Origin of the sequence: Leclercia sp. LSNIH8 (genome assembly GCF_002920195.1) — a bacterium.
Lineage (GTDB): Bacteria > Pseudomonadota > Gammaproteobacteria > Enterobacterales > Enterobacteriaceae > Enterobacter.
The window spans coordinates 193,650-211,984 of record NZ_PQJY01000002.1 but is presented as its reverse complement, the minus strand read 5'-3'; the positions used below and the strand labels follow the sequence as shown (position 1 = coordinate 211,984).

General features: G+C 56.6%; 12 protein-coding genes. 7 read left to right on the top strand and 5 right to left on the bottom strand.

What is annotated here, in order from left to right:
- Positions 1 to 32 precede the first annotated feature (32 nt).
- Entirely contained in the window at positions 33 to 2,804 is a 2,772-nt protein-coding gene (barA, locus tag C3406_RS05840; RefSeq protein WP_103822713.1) for a two-component sensor histidine kinase BarA, read from the bottom strand.
- A gap of 57 nt (positions 2,805 to 2,861) precedes the next feature.
- Between barA and rlmD the strand changes: the two genes are divergently transcribed.
- The 5 genes from rlmD (at position 2,862) to eno (ending at position 10,551) form a co-directional block, all read left to right on the top strand.
- Positions 2,862 to 4,160 (top strand): 23S rRNA (uracil(1939)-C(5))-methyltransferase RlmD, encoded by a 1,299-nt coding sequence (gene rlmD / locus C3406_RS05835; protein ID WP_103822712.1) that lies wholly within the window; start codon positions 2,862 to 2,864, stop codon positions 4,158 to 4,160.
- A 52-nt stretch (positions 4,161 to 4,212) separates the two neighbouring features.
- Complete coding sequence (relA, locus tag C3406_RS05830) at positions 4,213 to 6,450, top strand: GTP diphosphokinase (protein ID WP_103822711.1); 2,238 nt, start codon at positions 4,213 to 4,215, stop codon at positions 6,448 to 6,450.
- A 69-nt stretch (positions 6,451 to 6,519) separates the two neighbouring features.
- Positions 6,520 to 7,311 carry a nucleoside triphosphate pyrophosphohydrolase gene (gene mazG / locus C3406_RS05825; protein ID WP_103822710.1) on the top strand — a complete coding sequence of 264 codons (792 nt, stop codon included), beginning with the start codon at positions 6,520 to 6,522 and terminating at the stop codon, positions 7,309 to 7,311.
- 224 nt (positions 7,312 to 7,535) lie between these two features.
- Entirely contained in the window at positions 7,536 to 9,173 is a 1,638-nt protein-coding gene (gene pyrG / locus C3406_RS05820) for a glutamine hydrolyzing CTP synthase (RefSeq protein ID WP_103180932.1), read from the top strand.
- Between the two features lie 82 nt (positions 9,174 to 9,255).
- On the top strand, positions 9,256 to 10,551 hold the full coding sequence (gene eno / locus C3406_RS05815; protein ID WP_103826476.1) for a phosphopyruvate hydratase: 1,296 nt from the start codon (positions 9,256 to 9,258) through the stop codon (positions 10,549 to 10,551).
- 56 nt (positions 10,552 to 10,607) lie between these two features.
- Here the strand turns inward: eno and C3406_RS05810 are convergent, their stop codons facing one another.
- Entirely contained in the window at positions 10,608 to 11,822 is a 1,215-nt protein-coding gene (locus C3406_RS05810) for a glycosyltransferase (protein WP_103822708.1), read from the bottom strand.
- Positions 11,823 to 12,073: 251 nt separating this feature from the next.
- Between C3406_RS05810 and queE the strand changes: the two genes are divergently transcribed.
- A complete protein-coding gene (queE, locus tag C3406_RS05805; protein ID WP_103822707.1) occupies positions 12,074 to 12,745 on the top strand; it encodes a 7-carboxy-7-deazaguanine synthase QueE in 672 nt (223 codons plus the stop codon).
- 20 nt (positions 12,746 to 12,765) lie between these two features.
- Here queE and C3406_RS05800 read toward each other — a convergent pair whose 3' ends face one another.
- Positions 12,766 to 14,160: an MFS transporter gene (locus C3406_RS05800; protein ID WP_103822706.1), complete on the bottom strand. Its 1,395-nt coding sequence runs from the start codon at positions 14,158 to 14,160 to the stop codon at positions 12,766 to 12,768.
- A gap of 26 nt (positions 14,161 to 14,186) precedes the next feature.
- Positions 14,187 to 15,356 carry a M20 aminoacylase family protein gene (locus tag C3406_RS05795; RefSeq protein ID WP_103822705.1) on the bottom strand — a complete coding sequence of 390 codons (1,170 nt, stop codon included), beginning with the start codon at positions 15,354 to 15,356 and terminating at the stop codon, positions 14,187 to 14,189.
- Positions 15,357 to 15,527: 171 nt separating this feature from the next.
- On the opposite strand from C3406_RS05795, the gene C3406_RS05790 reads away from it, so the two are divergent.
- A complete protein-coding gene (locus C3406_RS05790; protein ID WP_103822704.1) occupies positions 15,528 to 17,852 on the top strand; it encodes a helix-turn-helix transcriptional regulator in 2,325 nt (774 codons plus the stop codon).
- Here the strand turns inward: C3406_RS05790 and queD are convergent, their stop codons facing one another.
- Entirely contained in the window at positions 17,853 to 18,215 is a 363-nt protein-coding gene (gene queD / locus C3406_RS05785) for a 6-carboxytetrahydropterin synthase QueD (RefSeq protein WP_103822703.1), read from the bottom strand.
- Between the last annotated feature and the right edge of the window lie 120 nt (positions 18,216 to 18,335).

Here is an 18,335-nt window from a genome sequence, read left to right as displayed (position 1 = left end):
CTGTTCCCCCTCTTCCTGTCGGGAGAGGGGCCTTACGACCCCAGCACCTTCATCGCTTCCCGCGTGACGTTATCCATCTCATCCAGCAACTCCAGGAATTCCGGCTCCAGCTCGCTTTCCGGCGTGCCGGAACGTAACTGCTGCTCCAGCAGCTGACAGAGATTCTTAAGACGCGGCACCCCGCTGTACCCGCAGCTGCCGTGCAGCTTGTGGATCGCCCCGACCAGATCTTCCGGGTTTTCTCCCACCAGCTGCTCTTCCACTTTATTGCGGATCTCCGGCAGGAACGCGACCAGCATCTGCAGCATCTCCCGCGCGAGGTCGTTTTTGCCCGCCGCCTGACGCAGCGCCAGCTGCCAGTCGAGGGTGACACTGCCGTTAACTACGATCTCCGGGACCGCCGGCGGGACCTCCGGTGCGGGGAGCCAGTGACCTGTGGTAGGGCCGGGTTTGTAGCGCAGCAGCAGGCTGTGCAGTTTCTCTTCTTCAATCGGCTTCGCCAGATAGTCGTTCATCCCGGCGCTCAGCAGCTTCTCCTTTTGCCCCGCCATCGCATGCGCCGTCACGGCGATCACCGGGGTTTGCTGCTGATGGGGAAGCTGGCGAATCAGTTCACAGGCGCGGATGCCGTCCATACCGGGCATCTGGATATCCATCATGATCAGGTCAAACGGCTTCTCCTTCGCTCGCTCCACAGCCTGCAAACCGCTCTCGCACAGTTCGACATGCTGAACCTGATCCTCCAGCAGCGCCCCGATCAGCTTGAGGTTGGCGGGGTTGTCATCCACCGCCATCACGGTCATCGGCAGTTTGCTATCATCGCTGGTAATCGGTGCGATGTGATGGTTCAGACGGCAATATTCCGTCAGCGTTGGCAACAGGCGGGTGGCCGTCAGCGGTTTCAGCAGGCAGGCGGCTGCCCCGTCATGTTTTAGCTCCTCGGCGTTGATCTGGGCATGGCAGGGCAGGGCCAGCAGCAGGTAATCGGTCATCGAGGCCGCTTTCGCCAGCCGCTCCTCCTGCATGGTCAGATCGCCGGTAAAGGTCACCGGGATCCCCAGCAGCAGGATGTCGTAATGGTCAACCGGCAGCGTGGAGAAGTTCGGACTGTAGACCACCTCCAGCGGTGTCGTGCTTAACACATCGAGGGTGCTTTGCGCGGCGGCGGTATTGGGCTCCACGTACGCCAGCCGTTTACCCTGCAGACAATCCATGGCCAGACGATCGGTGAGCACGTTCGGGTTCAGGTCGAGGTTGATATGGAACCAGAAGGTCGAGCCCCGGTTAGGCTGGCTGTGGAAGGAGATATCGCCCCCCATCTCATTAACCAGTTTTTGGGTGATGACCAGCCCCAGCCCGGTACCGCCGTGGCGGCGGGAGATGCTGGCGTCGGCCTGGCGGAAGGCCTGGAACAGCCGGGACTGATCGCGCTCAGGAATACCGATCCCCGTGTCGCGGATCTGCACCTCAATCTGCACTTTGGTATTGCTGATGGAGCGTTTTTCGACCAGCACGTCGATGTTCCCGCTCTCGGTGAACTTAATGGCGTTACCCACCAGGTTGGTGATCACCTGTTGCAGGCGCAGCGGATCGCCAATGACGTTGTCCGGCACATCATTTTTAATGTTCAGCGTAAGCTCCAGTCCCTTGTCGTGGGAGGAGTGCGCCAGCAAGGTGACCACCTCATCCAGGGTGTTGCGCAGCGGGAACGGAATACTCTCCAGAATCAGCTTGCCTGCCTCGAGCTTGGAGAAGTCCAGCACGTCATTGATGATTGCCAGCAGGTTGTTGGCGGAGCGTTCAATGGTATGCAGGTGGTCGCGCTGGGTCGGGTTGAGCTCGGTTTTCAGGGTCAGGCGGGTAAAGCCAATCACCCCATTCAGCGGGGTGCGCAGCTCGTGGGACATATTCGCCAGGAACTCCGACTTGATGCGTGCCGCCTCCTGGGCGCGTTTTTTAGCCAGATCCAGCTCAACGTTCTGGATCTCCATCTGCTCCAGCGTTTCGCGCAGGTCGGAAGTGGCCTGATCGACGTTATGCTGCATCTCCTCATGGTATGCCGCCAGCGACATGGCCATCGAGTTGATGCCGTTTTTCAGCATATCCAGCTCGCCGAGCATAAAGCCTTCGACGCGGCTGTCGAGCTGGCCCCGGCGGATCCGGTCGACGGTATTCACCATGTTGCGGATGGGGCTGGTTACATCCCGCATCAGACGCCAGCCGAAGATCAGCGCAATGCCGATACAAAACAGCATCATCACCGTGGAGATAAAGATCTCCCGGTACTGTTGCAGCCGCACGGACTTGAGATCCAGCTCCAGCGCCACATATCCCAGCAAGTTGTTATTGGGCTTAGCGTCTGACGCGGGAGATTCATCCGGTGAATAGCTTTCCGAAATAATGGGGGTGCGCAGGATCATTTTTTCACCCTGGCGGATCACGCTCAGCCGCTTTGGAAACGCTGTACCATCCGGCAGCTTCAGGGTGTCCGGATCAAGCTGAATATTGGAGGTCACGAACAGGTGATTATTTTGGTCATACACTGAAATCGCCCGCACAATGTCCGAATGCCGACGGTGCAGAATGCTGATGAGCTGGCCGATGGGCTCGCGATTTTGCAGGTTCATGCCGTACTCGCTGGAGACCGCGAGCGGCTCAATAATGCTGGCACCGGCGTCCTCGAGCTGACGTTGCAGGTCGTTATAACGGTGCACCACGAAGAAGGTACTCAGCAGTAAACCAATGAGTACGGTAGGGGCGAGGATCAAAATCATCATGCGCGCACGCAGGCTGTAGTTGGTCATGGAGTTCCGTTATGGGACAATTAGAGTCAATATGTTCATTTGAGAAAATTCCCGGCGATGGCGCAATTCTACTCTGCAAAGCGACGCGTGACGACGCGTCAGATCATAACTGTTGAAGTGACAGACCTCGATCCGTTCGGACAGGGGGTGGCGCGCCACGAGGGCAAGACCGTATTTATTCCCGGCCTGCTGCCCCAGGAGCGTGCGGAAATCACCCTGACGGAAGAGAAACGTCAGTACGCTCGCGGGCAGGTAAAGCGCCGTCTTAATGATAGCCCGGAACGCGAAACGCCCCGCTGCCCGCACTTTGGTGTCTGCGGCGGCTGCCAACAGCAGCATGCCAGCGTCGCGCTGCAGGAGCGCAGCAAAAGCAATGCCCTGGCACGCCTGCTGAAGCACGACGTCGATGAGGTGATCGCAGATAAACCCTGGGGCTACCGCCGCCGGGCGCGTCTGAGCCTCAATTATCAGCCGAAAACCGCTCGTCTGGAGATGGGCTTTCGCAAGGCCAACTCCAGTGACATCGTTGATGTCAGAGAGTGCCCCATTCTGGTGCCCCGTCTTGAGGCATTGCTGCCAGAAGTGCGCAAATGCCTCTCTGACCTGCAGGGCGTACGCCATCTTGGGCACGTTGAACTGGTGCTGGCGAACAGCGGCCCGCTGATGGTGCTGCGCCATACTGCACCGCTTTCGGCCAAAGATCGCGAAAAACTGGAACGCTTTTCGCATTCCCATGAGCTTGACCTTTATCTCGCCCCGCAAAGCGAGATACTTGAGCAACTGAGCGGGGAAACGCCCTGGTATGATTCAGAGGGGCTACGCTTAACGTTCAGCCCGCGCGACTTCATCCAGGTTAATGACGGCGTTAACCAGCAGATGGTCGCGACTGCGCTGGCGTGGCTGGATATTCAGCCGGAGGACCGGGTGCTCGACCTGTTTTGCGGGATGGGCAACTTTACCCTGCCGCTGGCAAAACGGGCACGAAGCGTGGTCGGCGTTGAAGGGGTGGCGGCGCTGGTAGAAAAGGGGCGCGATAACGCTGTTCACAATGCGCTGCAAAACGTGACATTTTTTCACGAGAATCTGGAAGAGGATGTTACACAGCAGCCATGGGCGGCGCACGGTTTCGATAAAATCCTGCTTGATCCGGCACGCGCGGGCGCGCCAGGCGTGATGCAGCATATTATTAAACTGGCCCCCAAACGTGTGGTCTATGTTTCCTGTAATCCGGCGACGCTTGCCCGCGATAGCGAGGCGTTATTAGCGGCGGGTTACCAGATTCAGCGTCTGGCAATGCTTGATATGTTCCCGCACACTGGGCATCTGGAATCAATGGCGTTGTTTGAACACAATTGATGAGTTTCGGCTTGTCGAATTCGACAGGCAGGGGTCCCTAAAGGAGAGGACAATGGTTGCGGTAAGAAGTGCACATCTCAATAAAGCTGGTGAGTTTGACCCACAAAAATGGATCGCAAGTCTGGGGATCGCCAGCCAGCAGTCGTGTGAACGCTTAACCGAAACATGGGCCTACTGTCTGCGCACCACACAGGGGCATCCCGATGCCGAGCTGCTGCTGTGGCGCGGCGTAGAGATGGTTGAGATCCTCTCCATGCTGAGTATGGATATCGACACCCTCCGTGCGGCTATGCTCTTCCCGCTGGCCGACGCCGAGGTGGTCACAGAAGAGGTGCTGCGCGAAAGCGTCGGGAAATCGATCGTGGCGCTGATCCACGGCGTGCGCGATATGGCCGCCATCCGTCAGCTGAAAGCCACCCACACCGATTCGGTCTCTTCTGAACAGGTGGATAACGTTCGCCGTATGCTGCTGGCGATGGTGGATGATTTCCGCTGCGTGGTCATTAAGCTTGCCGAACGCGTTGCCCATCTGCGGGAAGTCAAAGACGCGCCGGAAGACGAACGCGTGCTGGCGGCGAAAGAGTGCACCAACATCTATGCCCCGCTGGCGAACCGTCTGGGCATCGGCCAGCTGAAATGGGAGCTGGAGGATTACTGCTTCCGCTACCTGCACCCGGCGGAATACAAACGCATTGCTAAGCTGCTGCACGAGCGCCGTATCGATCGTGAACACTACATCGATGAGTTTGTCGGCGGCTTACGTAAGTCGATGAAAGAAGAGGGCGTGAAGGCCGAAGTCTATGGCCGTCCGAAGCATATCTACAGCATCTGGCGCAAAATGCAGAAAAAGCACCTCGCCTTTGACGAGCTGTTTGATGTGCGCGCCGTGCGTATCGTCGCCGAGCGGCTGCAGGACTGCTACGCCGCGTTGGGGATTGTCCACACCCATTACCGCCACCTGCCGGATGAGTTTGACGACTATGTCGCCAATCCGAAACCGAACGGCTACCAGTCGATCCATACCGTGGTGCTGGGGCCGGGCGGCAAAACCGTCGAAATCCAGATCCGTACCAAGCAGATGCATGAAGAGTCCGAGCTGGGCGTCGCCGCGCACTGGAAGTATAAAGAGGGGCCCACAAGCGGGGCGCGCTCCGGCCACGAAGATCGTATCGCCTGGCTGCGTAAGCTGATTGCGTGGCAGGAGGAGATGGCCGACTCCGGCGAGATGCTCGACGAATTGCGCAGCCAGGTCTTTGACGACCGGGTCTACGTCTTTACGCCGAAAGGTGACGTGGTTGACCTGCCGGCAGGCTCAACGCCGCTCGACTTCGCCTACCATATCCATAGCGATGTGGGGCATCGCTGCATCGGCGCCAAAATCGGCGGGCGTATCGTGCCGTTCACCTATCAGCTGCAGATGGGCGACCAGATTGAGATCATCACCCAGAAACAGCCGAACCCGAGCCGCGACTGGCTGAACCCGAACCTCGGCTATGTCACCACCAGCCGCGGGCGCTCAAAAATTCATGCCTGGTTCCGCAAGCAGGATCGCGACAAGAATATTCTTGCCGGACGCCAGATCCTTGACGATGAGCTGGAGCATTTAGGCATCCACCTGAAAGAGGCAGAGAAATTCCTTCTGCCGCGCTACAACTTTAACGAGCTGGATGAGCTGCTGGCCGCCATTGGCGGTGGGGATATTCGTCTTAACCAGATGGTGAATTTCCTGCAGGCGCAGTTCAACAAACCGAGCGCGGAAGAGCAGGATGCGGCGGCGCTGAAGCAGCTTCAGCAGAAGAGCTACGCTCCCTCGCACCGTGGCAAAGAAAAGGACAAAGGCAGAGTGGTGGTGGAGGGCGTCGGCAACCTGATGCACCATATTGCCCGCTGCTGCCAGCCAATCCCGGGGGATGAGATTGTCGGCTTTATCACCCAGGGGCGCGGGATCTCCATTCACCGTGCGGACTGCGATCAGCTGGACGATTTACAGTCTCACGCGCCGGAACGCATCGTGGATGCGGTTTGGGGCGAGAGTTATTCTGCCGGTTATTCACTGGTGGTACGGGTCTCAGCCAACGATCGCAGCGGCCTGCTGCGCGATATCACCACCATTCTGGCGAACGAGAAGGTGAACGTGCTGGGCGTCGCCAGCCGCAGCGATACGCGGCAGCAGCTCGCCACCATTGATATGACCATCGAAATCTATAACCTGCAGGTGCTGGGCCGCGTGCTCGGCAAGCTGAACCAGGTGCCGGATGTGATCGACGCCCGTCGTCTGCACGGCGGATAATCGCACCTTCTTTTGTAGGCCGGGTAAGGCGTAAGCCGCCACCCGGCATTTTTTTATCAGGACAAAACTATGACCCAAATCGACCGCCTGCTCGGCATTATGCAACGTCTGCGCGACCCGGAAAACGGCTGTCCGTGGGACAAAGAGCAGACTTTCGCCACCATCGCCCCCTACACTCTGGAAGAGACCTACGAGGTGCTGGACGCCATCTCCCGGGAAGATTTTGACGATCTGCGTGGCGAGCTGGGAGACCTGTTGTTCCAGGTGGTGTTCTATGCGCAGATGGCCCAGGAAGAGGGGCGCTTCGATTTCAACGATATTTGCGCCGCCATCAGCGACAAGCTGGAGCGCCGCCACCCGCACATTTTTGGTGATGCTACCGCCGAAAACAGTACCGAGGTTCTGGCCCGCTGGGAACAGATTAAAAGCGCGGAACGGGCTGAAAAGTCGCAACATTCGGCGCTGGACGATATTCCGTTAAGCCTGCCGGCGCTGATGCGCGCGCACAAGATTCAGAAACGCTGCTCGACGGTGGGGTTTGACTGGACATCCTTAGGCCCGGTGCTCGACAAGGTGCATGAAGAGATTGACGAGGTGATGCACGAAGCGCAGCAGGCGGTAGTGGATCAGGAGAAGCTTGAAGAGGAGATGGGCGATCTGCTGTTCGCCACCGTCAATCTTTCCCGTCATCTGGGCGTCAAAGCCGAAGTGGCGCTGCAGAAAGCGAACCTCAAATTCGAGCGCCGCTTCCGGGAAGTGGAGCGCATTATCGCGGCTCGCGGCCTGGAAATGACCGGCGTGGACCTCGACGCGATGGAAGAAGTCTGGCAGGAAGTAAAACGCCAGGAATCTGATCTCTAACGGGTTTTTGCGATCAAGCGCAATTTGTGTGATTTTTTAAATGACAAGCGCTTGATTTGCGTCAAAAACATTTACCCAAAAGGGGCTATTTTCTCACTCCCAATATGAGTCAAAGCCTGAGACAGGAGACGGAGAATGAAAGTTTGTGGCGCTCGCCGTGTTCGGGTATACTACTTTCCCGTCCTGGTTATTCCATCGTTTCACCCTAACTTCTCAGGTTCAGCATGACAACGAACTATATTTTTGTGACCGGCGGGGTTGTATCCTCTCTGGGTAAAGGCATTGCCGCAGCCTCCCTCGCAGCCATTCTTGAAGCCCGTGGCCTCAATGTGACCATGATGAAGCTGGATCCGTACATCAACGTCGATCCAGGTACCATGAGCCCGATCCAACACGGGGAAGTGTTCGTTACTGAAGACGGCGCTGAAACCGACCTGGACCTGGGTCACTACGAGCGCTTCATTCGCACCAAAATGACCCGCCGTAACAACTTCACGACTGGCCGTATCTACTCCGACGTTCTGCGTAAAGAGCGTCGCGGTGACTACCTGGGCGCAACCGTTCAGGTTATCCCACACATCACCAACGCCATTAAAGAGCGCATCATTGCCGGTGGCGAAGGCCACGACGTCGTGCTGGTAGAAATCGGCGGTACCGTAGGCGATATCGAATCCCTGCCGTTCCTCGAAGCGATCCGTCAGCTGGCGGTGGACATTGGTCGCGAACACGCGCTGTTCATGCACCTGACTCTGGTGCCGTACATGGCTGCCGCAGGTGAAGTGAAAACCAAACCGACTCAGCACTCCGTTAAAGAGCTGCTCTCCATCGGTATTCAGCCAGATATTCTGGTCTGCCGCTCCGATCGTGCGGTTCCGGCCAACGAACGTGCAAAAATTGCATTGTTCTGTAACGTGCCAGAAAAAGCCGTTATTTCAATGAAAGATGTCGATTCCATTTATAAAATTCCGGGCCTGTTGAAATCACAGGGCCTGGACGATTATATTTGTAAACGATTCAGCTTGAACTGTCCGGAAGCTAACCTGTCTGAATGGGAACAGGTTATTTACGAAGAAGCGAACCCGGCAGGCGAAGTGACTATCGGTATGGTCGGCAAGTACATCGAACTGCCGGACGCCTATAAGTCCGTTATCGAAGCGCTGAAACACGGTGGCCTGAAAAACCGCGTAACCGTCAACATCAAGCTGATCGATTCGCAGGATGTTGAAACCCGCGGTGTAGAAATTCTGAAAGATCTGGATGCTATTCTGATCCCTGGCGGCTTCGGCTACCGTGGCGTTGAAGGCAAGATCGCTACCGCACGCTATGCGCGCGAAAACAATATTCCTTACCTCGGCATTTGCCTGGGTATGCAGGTTGCACTGATTGAATTTGCCCGTAATGTGGTGGGCATGGAAAACGCGAACTCTACGGAATTTGTGCCAGACTGTAAGTACCCTGTTGTGGCGCTGATTACCGAATGGCGCGACGAAGAAGGTAACGTCGAAGTCCGTACCGAGAAAAGCGATCTGGGTGGCACGATGCGTCTGGGTTCTCAGGCTTGCCAGCTCTCTGATGACAGCCTGGTACGCCAGATGTACGGTGCGCCAGTCATCACTGAACGCCATCGTCACCGTTATGAAGTGAACAACCTGCTGTTGAAACAAATTGAAGCTGCGGGTCTGCGTATTGCGGGCCGCTCCGGGGATGATCAGTTGGTCGAGATCATCGAAGTGCCGAACCACCCGTGGTTCGTTGCCTGCCAGTTCCACCCGGAATTTACTTCTACGCCGCGTGATGGACATCCGCTGTTTGCTGGCTTTGTAAAAGCCGCGACTGAGTTCCAGAAGCGTCAGGCGAAGTAAGAAAAGTTAGAACGGCAGCGCGTACCAAGGGTACGCGCTGTTTGTCTGGAGTTTTAGTTTAACTTGTACTGAGGAAAATCTAATGTCCAAAATCGTTAAAGTCATCGGTCGTGAAATCATCGACTCCCGTGGTAACCCGACTGTTGAAGCCGAAGTACACCTGGAAGGTGGTTTCGTAGGTATGGCTGCTGCGCCGTCAGGTGCTTCTACTGGTTCCCGCGAAGCGCTGGAACTGCGCGATGGCGACAAATCCCGCTTCCTGGGCAAAGGCGTAACCAAAGCGGTTGGCGCAGTAAACGGTCCTATTGCTCAGGCAATCCTTGGCAAAGATGCCAAAGATCAGGCTGGCATTGACAAGATCATGATCGATCTGGACGGTACTGAAAACAAATCTAACTTCGGTGCGAACGCAATCCTGGCTGTTTCCCTGGCAAACGCCAAAGCAGCAGCAGCTTCTAAAGGTCAGCCACTGTTCGAACACATTGCTGAACTGAACGGCACTCCAGGCAAATACTCCATGCCAGTTCCGATGATGAACATCATCAACGGCGGTGAGCACGCTGACAACAACGTCGACATCCAGGAATTCATGATTCAGCCGGTTGGCGCGAAAACTGTTAAAGAAGCCATCCGTATGGGTTCTGAAGTTTTCCATCACCTGGCAAAAGTTCTGAAAGCCAAAGGCATGAACACCGCTGTTGGTGACGAAGGTGGTTATGCACCTAACCTGGGTTCTAACGCCGAAGCACTGGCCGTAATCGCTGAAGCAGTTAAAGCAGCAGGCTACGAGCTGGGCACCGACATCACCCTGGCGATGGACTGCGCAGCATCTGAATTCTACAAAGACGGTAAATACGTTCTGGCTGGCGAAGGCAACAAAGCGTTCACTTCCGAAGAGTTCACTCACTTCCTGGAAGAGCTGACCAAACAGTACCCAATCGTCTCCATCGAAGATGGTCTGGACGAGTCTGACTGGGATGGTTTCGCATACCAGACTAAAGTACTGGGCGACAAAATCCAGCTGGTTGGTGACGACCTGTTCGTAACCAACACCAAAATCCTGAAAGAAGGTATCGAGAAAGGCATCGCTAACTCCATCCTGATCAAATTCAACCAGATCGGTTCTCTGACCGAAACTCTGGCTGCGATCAAAATGGCGAAAGATGCTGGCTACACTGCCGTTATCTCTCACCGTTCAGGCGAAACTGAAGACGCGACCATCGCTGACCTGGCTGTTGGTACCGCTGCTGGCCAGATCAAAACTGGTTCTATGAGCCGTTCTGACCGTGTTGCTAAATACAACCAGCTGATTCGTATCGAAGAAGCGCTGGGCGAAAAAGCACCTTACAACGGTCGTAAAGAGATCAAAGGTCTGTAATTCACGCTGAACCTTCATCTTTAGAAAAACCCGCTTCGGCGGGTTTTTTTTTATCATCACACCGTCGGTACGCTATGACGTGTGCATACCGCCTGTTCAATAATTTCGGCAGCCCGTGCTGCCCCTCCGGCGTTAATCAGCTGAGTCTGGAGGGCGGTGATGCGCTGCGTGTACTGCTTATTTTCCAGCAGGTCGAGAAGATGCTGGCTGAGCGTGCGGCTCGGCGAAAAACGGCAGGCCTTAAGGCCAATGCCGCTGAAGACCACTCGGGCGGCGACGCCTGGCTGATCAAACGCCAGAGGCACGGCGAGGATCGGCGTGGCGGTGGCGATGGCATCCATAACCGTATTCAGCCCAGCGTGGGTGATGACGGCGCTGGCATCGCGCAATACCGCCAGCTGATCGGTAAATCCTACGGTTTTCGCCCCGGCACGCGCCAGCCGGGCGGTTTGACTTGCATTGAGTCTGTCACAGTGGGCAATTAGCAAGGGTACACTCGCCTGTCGGCAGGCGCGGGCAATGGTGCGGAACAGCCCGTAGCGGTAGCCCTGAAGCGTGCCTAATGACGCAAAAACAAACGGCTTCTTATTGCCGGAAGAGACCGTTGGCGGATCGTAGCGTAGCGGACCTACCGCATGGAAGCAGGCGGGCAAGGTACGTGGAAAATCAAAGCCTGGGATGGTCTGGCTGATTTGCGCCAACGGCGACAGGCATTGATCCAGCCTGTTGCGCGAGGACAGACCAAACGCCCGGGCATGACGGGCAATCACTCGCCCCTGTCTCGACATCAGCCAGTCATACACATCCGCACTGGAGGCGTATAATTTCCGGCTGCGATTGCTGGTGCCATAGCGAAAAGGCATCACCGGCAAGGGTATGGTGTTATCCCGGTTTACCGGCAGGGCGCAGCAGATGGAGATAAAGGGCAGGTTGAGCGCTTGTGCAACCAGCCCTCCTGCCGGCTCCATCTGATCAACAATCACGGCGTCAATATTGTGCTGTCGGAAGGCGAGAGGCAGTTCGCGGCACAGCATATCGGTAACGCTTGCCATATCTGATATCAGGCGGAAAAAACCTGGCTCGTGCATCGCAGACGGCGTCGGGTGACCCACGGCGATGAAGCGCGCCTGCGGTTCCCTGAGCAGCGTGCGAGCCTCTTCCTGCTGAAAAAAAGTGACCCGATGGCCGCGCACGATAAGGTGTTTTGCCAGTGCTTCCATAGCGCGCATATGGCTGTATAACGGTAGCGTTATTACCGCAAAATGGCTCATTCTGCTTGTCCAGTATTCTGATGGCTACTCAGTCAAGGGGGTTAACGTCGACAGCCGGGTGGGCGATATCTTAAAAGCGTAGCGTAAGTTTTAATGTTTTTAACATTGCCTTCTGACAACGGCTTTCCACCCTAAGGCTGTTAGCCTGGCTATCCTTAAACTGACAGGAATAAAATCGTGGCCGGGGTTGTTTTGCCTGATTATGTGCGATCTGCAATAATGCCCCCCCGTAAATCTGACCAGAGATAACTATGCAGTACCCGATTAACGAGATGTTCCAGACCCTGCAAGGCGAGGGTTACTTCACCGGCGTTCCCGCTATTTTTATTCGACTGCAGGGATGCCCGGTTGGCTGTGCCTGGTGCGACACCAAACATACCTGGGATAAGCTCGCGGATCGGGAAGTGTCGCTGTTTAGCATCCTGGCCAAAACCAAAGAGAGCGACAAATGGGGCGCAGCCAATCCGGAAGATCTGCTGGCGATCATTGGCCGCCAGGGCTGGACCGCGCGCCACGTGGTGATCACCGGCGGCGAACCCTGCATTCATGACTTGATGCCACTCACCATGCTGCTGGAGAAGAACGGCTTTAGCTGCCAGATTGAGACCAGCGGTACCCATGAAGTGCGCTGCTCCCACACCACCTGGGTGACGGTATCACCAAAAGTAAATATGCGCGGCGGCTACGACATCCTCTCCCAGGCGCTGGAGCGTGCCGATGAGATCAAACACCCGGTCGGGCGCACGCGCGATATCGAAGCGCTGGACGAGCTGCTGGCAACGCTGACGGACGAAAAACAGCGCGTTATTGCGCTGCAGCCCATCAGCCAGAAAGAGGATGCCACCCGTCTGTGTATTGAGACCTGTATTGCGCGTAACTGGCGTCTGTCGATGCAGACGCACAAATACCTGAACATCGCCTGATAGCCCTGCGGCCTCTGTTACTAAGGGGCCCGCAATTTGGGTAATAACGCCCAGGCCACCACCGCCGAACCGAGACAAATCGCACTGTTAAACAGCAGTGCATACTGGGCGGCGCTGGCCATGCCCAGCGGCAGCAGCAGGGCATACAGTGAAGCCGTTACGGCGATCCCCATTGCTCCGCCCAGCGAACTGCCCATCTTATAGATCCCTGATGCTACCCCAACTTTGCTCTCTGGGGCGTTCATCACCGCCGTGTCTGTCGATGGCGTGGCATAACAGCCCAGCCCGAGGCCAAACAGGACGTTGCTGAAAAAGACGGTCACGATATAGATCTCTTTGCTCAGGAAAGTGCAGGAGATAAAGGTGATGCCGATTGCGGTCAACACCGGGCCGGTCATCATCGGCAGGCGGGCGTCATAGCGTTGAAGCAGCTTTTCTGCCACGCGAATCATGGCGAGCACCGTCACCAGATACCCCAGCGTCATCATTCCGGTTTGCAAAGGCGTCAGATGATGGCCCTGCTGTAACCAGATGCTGGTGATCATCATGGTGCCAATACAGCCGTTGAGCATGAAGTTTGAGAGCACCGCCGCGCTGTAGGCCCGGTTTTTAAACAGCGCAAAATCAATCAGCGCCGCATCGCCTTTGCGCAGGCTGGTATAGATAAAACCCAGTGCCGCGAGGATCGTTGCCCCCAGCACCGTCAGTGACAGGCCGCTGCCCCAGCCCCAGCTATGCCCTTTGCTGATAAACAGGTTGAGCAGCACCAGCATACAGACAAAACTCACCAACCCGCCAATATCCAGCTTGTGCTGACCAGCACTGGCGCTTCGGCTTTCCGGCGTACCGCGGATCAACAGCAGTGCAGCCAGGGCCATCGCGATGGAAAAAACAAAAATCCAGCGCCAGCCCAGGCTGGTGGCAATCGCGCCGCCAACAAACGAGCTCAGGCCGCTGCCGCCCCAGGAGCCAATGACCCAGAAGCTGATCGCCCGCTGGCGCGCTTTACCGTCGTACCAGGTTTTAATCAGCGCCAGTGTCGCGGGCATAATGCACGCTGCCGACATTCCCTGGATCGCCCGTCCCAGCAGGAAAAGCACCGGTTCCCGGGCCAGAAACAACAGGCCGCTGCCGATGATACTCAGCACCAGGCCGATAACCGTCAGGCGCACGCGGCCAAACTTATCGGCAAAGCCACCGCTGGCGACCACAAAGCAGCCGCTGAATAATGCGCTGAGACTGACTGCCAGCGTGAGCGTCTCCAGGGATATGTCGAGGCTATTTTTCATGGCCGGCACGACGTTAATCACCGACTGGGCAAATAACCAGAATGTCAGAACGCTCAGAACAATACCCGCCAGCAGTCGATCGTTACCTGCGAAAGCCGGGGTGCCTGTCAGGGGAACGGTACTCATTGTGCAGCCCTCCTGGGGATATGGTATCAACGCAGATAGTGTTCGGTCAGGGCGCTCCAGAGTGCGGCGCCGGTGATCAGGATCTTGTCGTTAAAGTCATAGCCCGGGTTATGCACCATGCAGCGATCCGCTTCATCGCCCGCGCCGATGGTGAAGTAACAGCCGTCAGGGTTCTTTTCAAGCATAAAGGCGAAGTCTTCACTGCCCATGAATGAACCGATAGCGGCCACAGCATCCTGTCCGAACAGATCCTGGGCGACGGTACGCACCATCTCGTTGGCCGCAGGATTATTGATGAGCACCGGGCTGCCGTTGATATGGCGGATGGTGGCCGTGGCGTTGAAGCTCTCTGCCTGCGCAACGGCGATATCGTGGATGCGCTGCAGGACGGTTTGACGCACCTTTTCGTTCAGGGTGCGCACGGTCAGTTTCATCAGAACTTTGTCATTGATGATGTTGGGCGCATGACCGGCCTGAATACTGCCGACCGTCACCACGGCGGGTTCAAACGGAGTGATATTGCGCGACACAATCGACTGCAGGGCGAGGGTAATATGGCAGGCCACCAGCGTAGCATCGACGGTATGTTCCGGCAGGGCACCGTGCCCACCCACGCCATTAACTTCAATGTGTATAGTGTCCGAGGAGGCCATCATGGCGCCATCGCGCAGGCCAATTTTGCCCAGTTTCTGCCCCGGCATATTATGCAGGCCAAAAATATGGTCGCAGGGGAAGGTCTCAAACAGGCCATCTTCGACCATCACCCGTCCGCCATACAGGAGCTCTTCCGCTGGCTGGAAAATCAGGTGCAGCGTGCCGTTAAAGTTGCGGGTGCGCGCCAGGTACTCGGCGGCATAGAGCAGGGTGGTGGTGTGGCCGTCGTGACCGCAGCCGTGGAATTTGCCTTCAACGGTGCTGCTCCACGCTTTGCCGCTCTCCTCCTGCATCGGCAACGCATCCATATCGGCGCGAAGACCAAGACGTTTGCTGCCGTTGCCCACTTTCAGGGTGCCGACCACCCCGGTTTTTGCCATTCCGCGATGTACCTCATATCCCCATTGCTGAAGCAGTTCCGCAACGCGCTGGCTGGTTTGCTGCTCCTCAAAACTGATCTCAGGATGCTGATGAAAATGTCGCCGCAGCTCAATAAACTGCGCTTCGTTGCCCTGCAGTGCTTCAACAATCGGATGTGTCATTTTTGTTATCCTTTTTTTATCAAACAATGCTAATTTCGAGTTTATGCCGATCGCAGCGACGGAAAATGCACTTTTTTGTTGTGAAGCGACGCATTATTTCTGATTGTTTTTCATACAATTCAGTTATGACAAAAAAAAGCGCGTCATAATTTGTCTTCCCTGGAGGAACACATGGAGCAACGGGGTAGCGAGTTTTGGGTGAAGGTGCAGGATATTCGTCAGTTTCATCAGGACGAGGACGACGCGCTGACGCTGCTGTGGCTGCTGGAAGGGAACGCCGACCTGCACACCGACCAGCGGCAGATGACCCTGGCGGCGGATAGCCTGACGATCGTTAATCGTAATCAACGCTGGCAGCTCACCAGCGAGAGCGGCAATACGACAATGTGCGTCATGCTTTCCGGGCGCTGGATCCAGCAGCTCTGTAGCGACTTTTTTACCTATGATTACGCCATCCCGCCCGAAGCCGGGAGCGGCTGGCCTCCTGGTGATGAGCTACGCCACCTTCTGCGCCAACTGCTGGTCTGCACCCTGATTAACGATCAGCATCGCTACCGGCTGGAGGCGACCCGCTGGCTGAGCGAGATCCTGCTCCTGCTGACCAGCCGGTTTCAGCAACCCGCCCGCCTGCTTCTGCGGGAACATCATCCGGGCGTAAGCAAACGCATCGCCCGGGTGGTGGAACGCATCAACGTCAGCTACACCCGACGCATTACGCTTGCTGAAATCGCCGGAAGCGAATTTGTTTCGGAAGCCTGGCTCTCCCGTCTTTTTCGCAAAGAGATGGGCGTCAGTTTTATGCAGTACATTACCACCCTGCGCCTTGAGAAGGCGGCCGACGCGCTTCGCCTGACCAACCGTCCGCTGCATCAGATTGCGCTGGAACAGGGGTTCGCCAGTACGCGGATGATGAGCGATCTGTTCCGACGTCATCACCAGATGGCCCCGGGAGCGTATCGCAAACAACGTCGTCATCACGCCGGGATGCCCCGTCTACGTCCGGGCAATGGGGAGCAGCGTTATCCGGTGGCGGTGGACAAGCTCTTCAGCCTGCTAAATGAAGCCGAAACGCGCGCTCGGGAGCCGTTGCCATTAACCCCGCATCCGGTGCAGGAGAGGGTGCTCGATCTGCATCTTCTCAAGCCCGCTGCGCCGCTGCGTCATACCCGAATGGTGGTGACGGTGCGTGAGCTGGACGACCTGCTGCGGGAGGATGTGCGCCGGGAGCTGGAAAAGCTGGGGGAGGCGATGCCCCTTTTCGGGATTGATATCGCGGAGCCGTTTCTCAGTAGCCGCCTGTTTGCCAGCGGCTGGGACGATCCGCTGATGGCAGGTTATGCCTGCTGGTACAATCTTCATCAGGTCTTCAGCTGGCTTGCGCAAAAACAGTGGACGGTGCTGCTGCATACCGGCCTGACAACCCGCACCGATTTGCTGGCGCGCTTCTTACAGCAGTCGGTCAATCACTTTTCGCCTGAGATTACCGGTCGCTGGCAATTTGTGATGCACTGGTCAACGCAGGCGAGCGAGGAGACAAGAGCGCAGGTCTGGCAGGCTCAGCGGGCGACGCTGCGGGAATATCTGCCGCAGGCGACATTTGGCGTATGGCACCGTTTTGCGCCCGGGCACTCGGGGCATAACGATGAGGCACTGCTGGACTCGACTCTCCTCACCCAGGCCGATTTTTTGGCCTGTCCAGCCGATGGCAATGAGCTTCTCGATCTGGCGCAGCTGGATCCGGCTCATCTCTCTTCCTCTGAAAACTATCCGGTGCAGAAGGTCCGGCAGATCCTGACCTCGCTTCGTCAGCGAAAGCTCTCGCTTCCGGTATGGCTGCTGTCGTGGAATACCCTCACCGGGAACACGCGCGCCACCAACGGCTGGTTTTTTCGTGGGGCACTGCTGATGCAAAACCTGCTCGGACTGTCGGAACAGGTGTGGCTGGCCGGGTTCTGGCTCAACTCGGGCTTACAGGGGGAAGCGCGGGCCAACAATACCATCGATACCTCGAGCCTGGCGCTGCAGTATAACCACGGCCTGCCGCGCCCGATCTATTGGGTAGTCTGGCTGTGGCGACGCCTGCGCGGTGAGGTGTTAGTCAACGAAAAGAATCTTCTGCTATTGCGCCACCACAACGGATACCAACTGCTGCTGCGCAATACGGTGGTGTTTAACCCGTTACTCTCCAGCGAAGAGGCTTTCATTCAGCGTTTTCGCCAGCAGTACCACGTTCAGCTGAAGGGGCTAAGCGGCAGGTGGCGGATTAAGTGTCATCTGTTTGATCAGCACAACGGCGCGCTGTACCCCTTGATTGAAGGCGTGCGCAGTGAAAGGGGACCTGACGAAGAGATGTGGCGCTGGATGGAGCATAAAGCGCGTCCAACGTTGTCAATGCGTGATGAACGGCTTCATGATGGCTGGCAGATTACGGCGTCGCTGGAAAGCAACGCGCTGATGCTCTTTGAGCTCGCGCCGTTGCTCTCTCATGAGACGTAATTATTCGCCGCGATAGACGCAGCCCGCGGTGCAGGTCTCTTTGATCATTACCGCACTCAGCAGCGGCACTAGCGGTTTGATCTCATTCCAGATCCATTTTGCCAGCACTTCGCTGGTCGGGTTTTCAAGTCCCGGAATATCGTTCAGATAGTAATGATCGAGGCGATCGTAGGTCGGTTTGAAGGCGGCCTTCAGCTCGGCAAAATCCATGATCCAACCGGTATGCGGATCGACTTCACCCGTGATCTCCAGACGCACCATAAAGGAGTGTCCGTGCAGACGACCACATTTATGCCCTTCCGGGACGTGAGGCAGATGGTGGGCGGCTTCGAAGATGAAATCTTTAAACAGTGTGGTGGACATCGTGGACTCTCAAAAATGCGGAAAAAACCGCCGTAGAGTACCGGAAAGTACATTTTTTATCATTAACTAAAACGGGCATTATGGTCAGGGGCACCAGACAGCGTAATTAGTGCTGTTTTT

What these genes read in the sequence shown, in the direction of transcription:
- pyrG (WP_103180932.1), top strand. Translation starts at nt 7,536, where the DNA reads ATGACAACGAACTATATTTTTGTGACCGGCGGGGTTGTATCCTCTCTG.
- eno (WP_103826476.1), top strand. Translation starts at nt 9,256, where the DNA reads ATGTCCAAAATCGTTAAAGTCATCGGTCGTGAAATCATCGACTCCCGT.
- C3406_RS05810 (WP_103822708.1), bottom strand. Translation starts at nt 11,822, where the DNA reads ATGAGCCATTTTGCGGTAATAACGCTACCGTTATACAGCCATATGCGC.
- C3406_RS05790 (WP_103822704.1), top strand. Translation starts at nt 15,528, where the DNA reads ATGGAGCAACGGGGTAGCGAGTTTTGGGTGAAGGTGCAGGATATTCGT.
- C3406_RS05795 (WP_103822705.1), bottom strand. Translation starts at nt 15,356, where the DNA reads ATGACACATCCGATTGTTGAAGCACTGCAGGGCAACGAAGCGCAGTTT.
- mazG (WP_103822710.1), top strand. Translation starts at nt 6,520, where the DNA reads ATGACCCAAATCGACCGCCTGCTCGGCATTATGCAACGTCTGCGCGAC.
- rlmD (WP_103822712.1), top strand. Translation starts at nt 2,862, where the DNA reads ATGGCGCAATTCTACTCTGCAAAGCGACGCGTGACGACGCGTCAGATC.
- queD (WP_103822703.1), bottom strand. Translation starts at nt 18,215, where the DNA reads ATGTCCACCACACTGTTTAAAGATTTCATCTTCGAAGCCGCCCACCAT.
- barA (WP_103822713.1), bottom strand. Translation starts at nt 2,804, where the DNA reads ATGACCAACTACAGCCTGCGTGCGCGCATGATGATTTTGATCCTCGCC.
- C3406_RS05800 (WP_103822706.1), bottom strand. Translation starts at nt 14,160, where the DNA reads ATGAGTACCGTTCCCCTGACAGGCACCCCGGCTTTCGCAGGTAACGAT.
- queE (WP_103822707.1), top strand. Translation starts at nt 12,074, where the DNA reads ATGCAGTACCCGATTAACGAGATGTTCCAGACCCTGCAAGGCGAGGGT.
- relA (WP_103822711.1), top strand. Translation starts at nt 4,213, where the DNA reads ATGGTTGCGGTAAGAAGTGCACATCTCAATAAAGCTGGTGAGTTTGAC.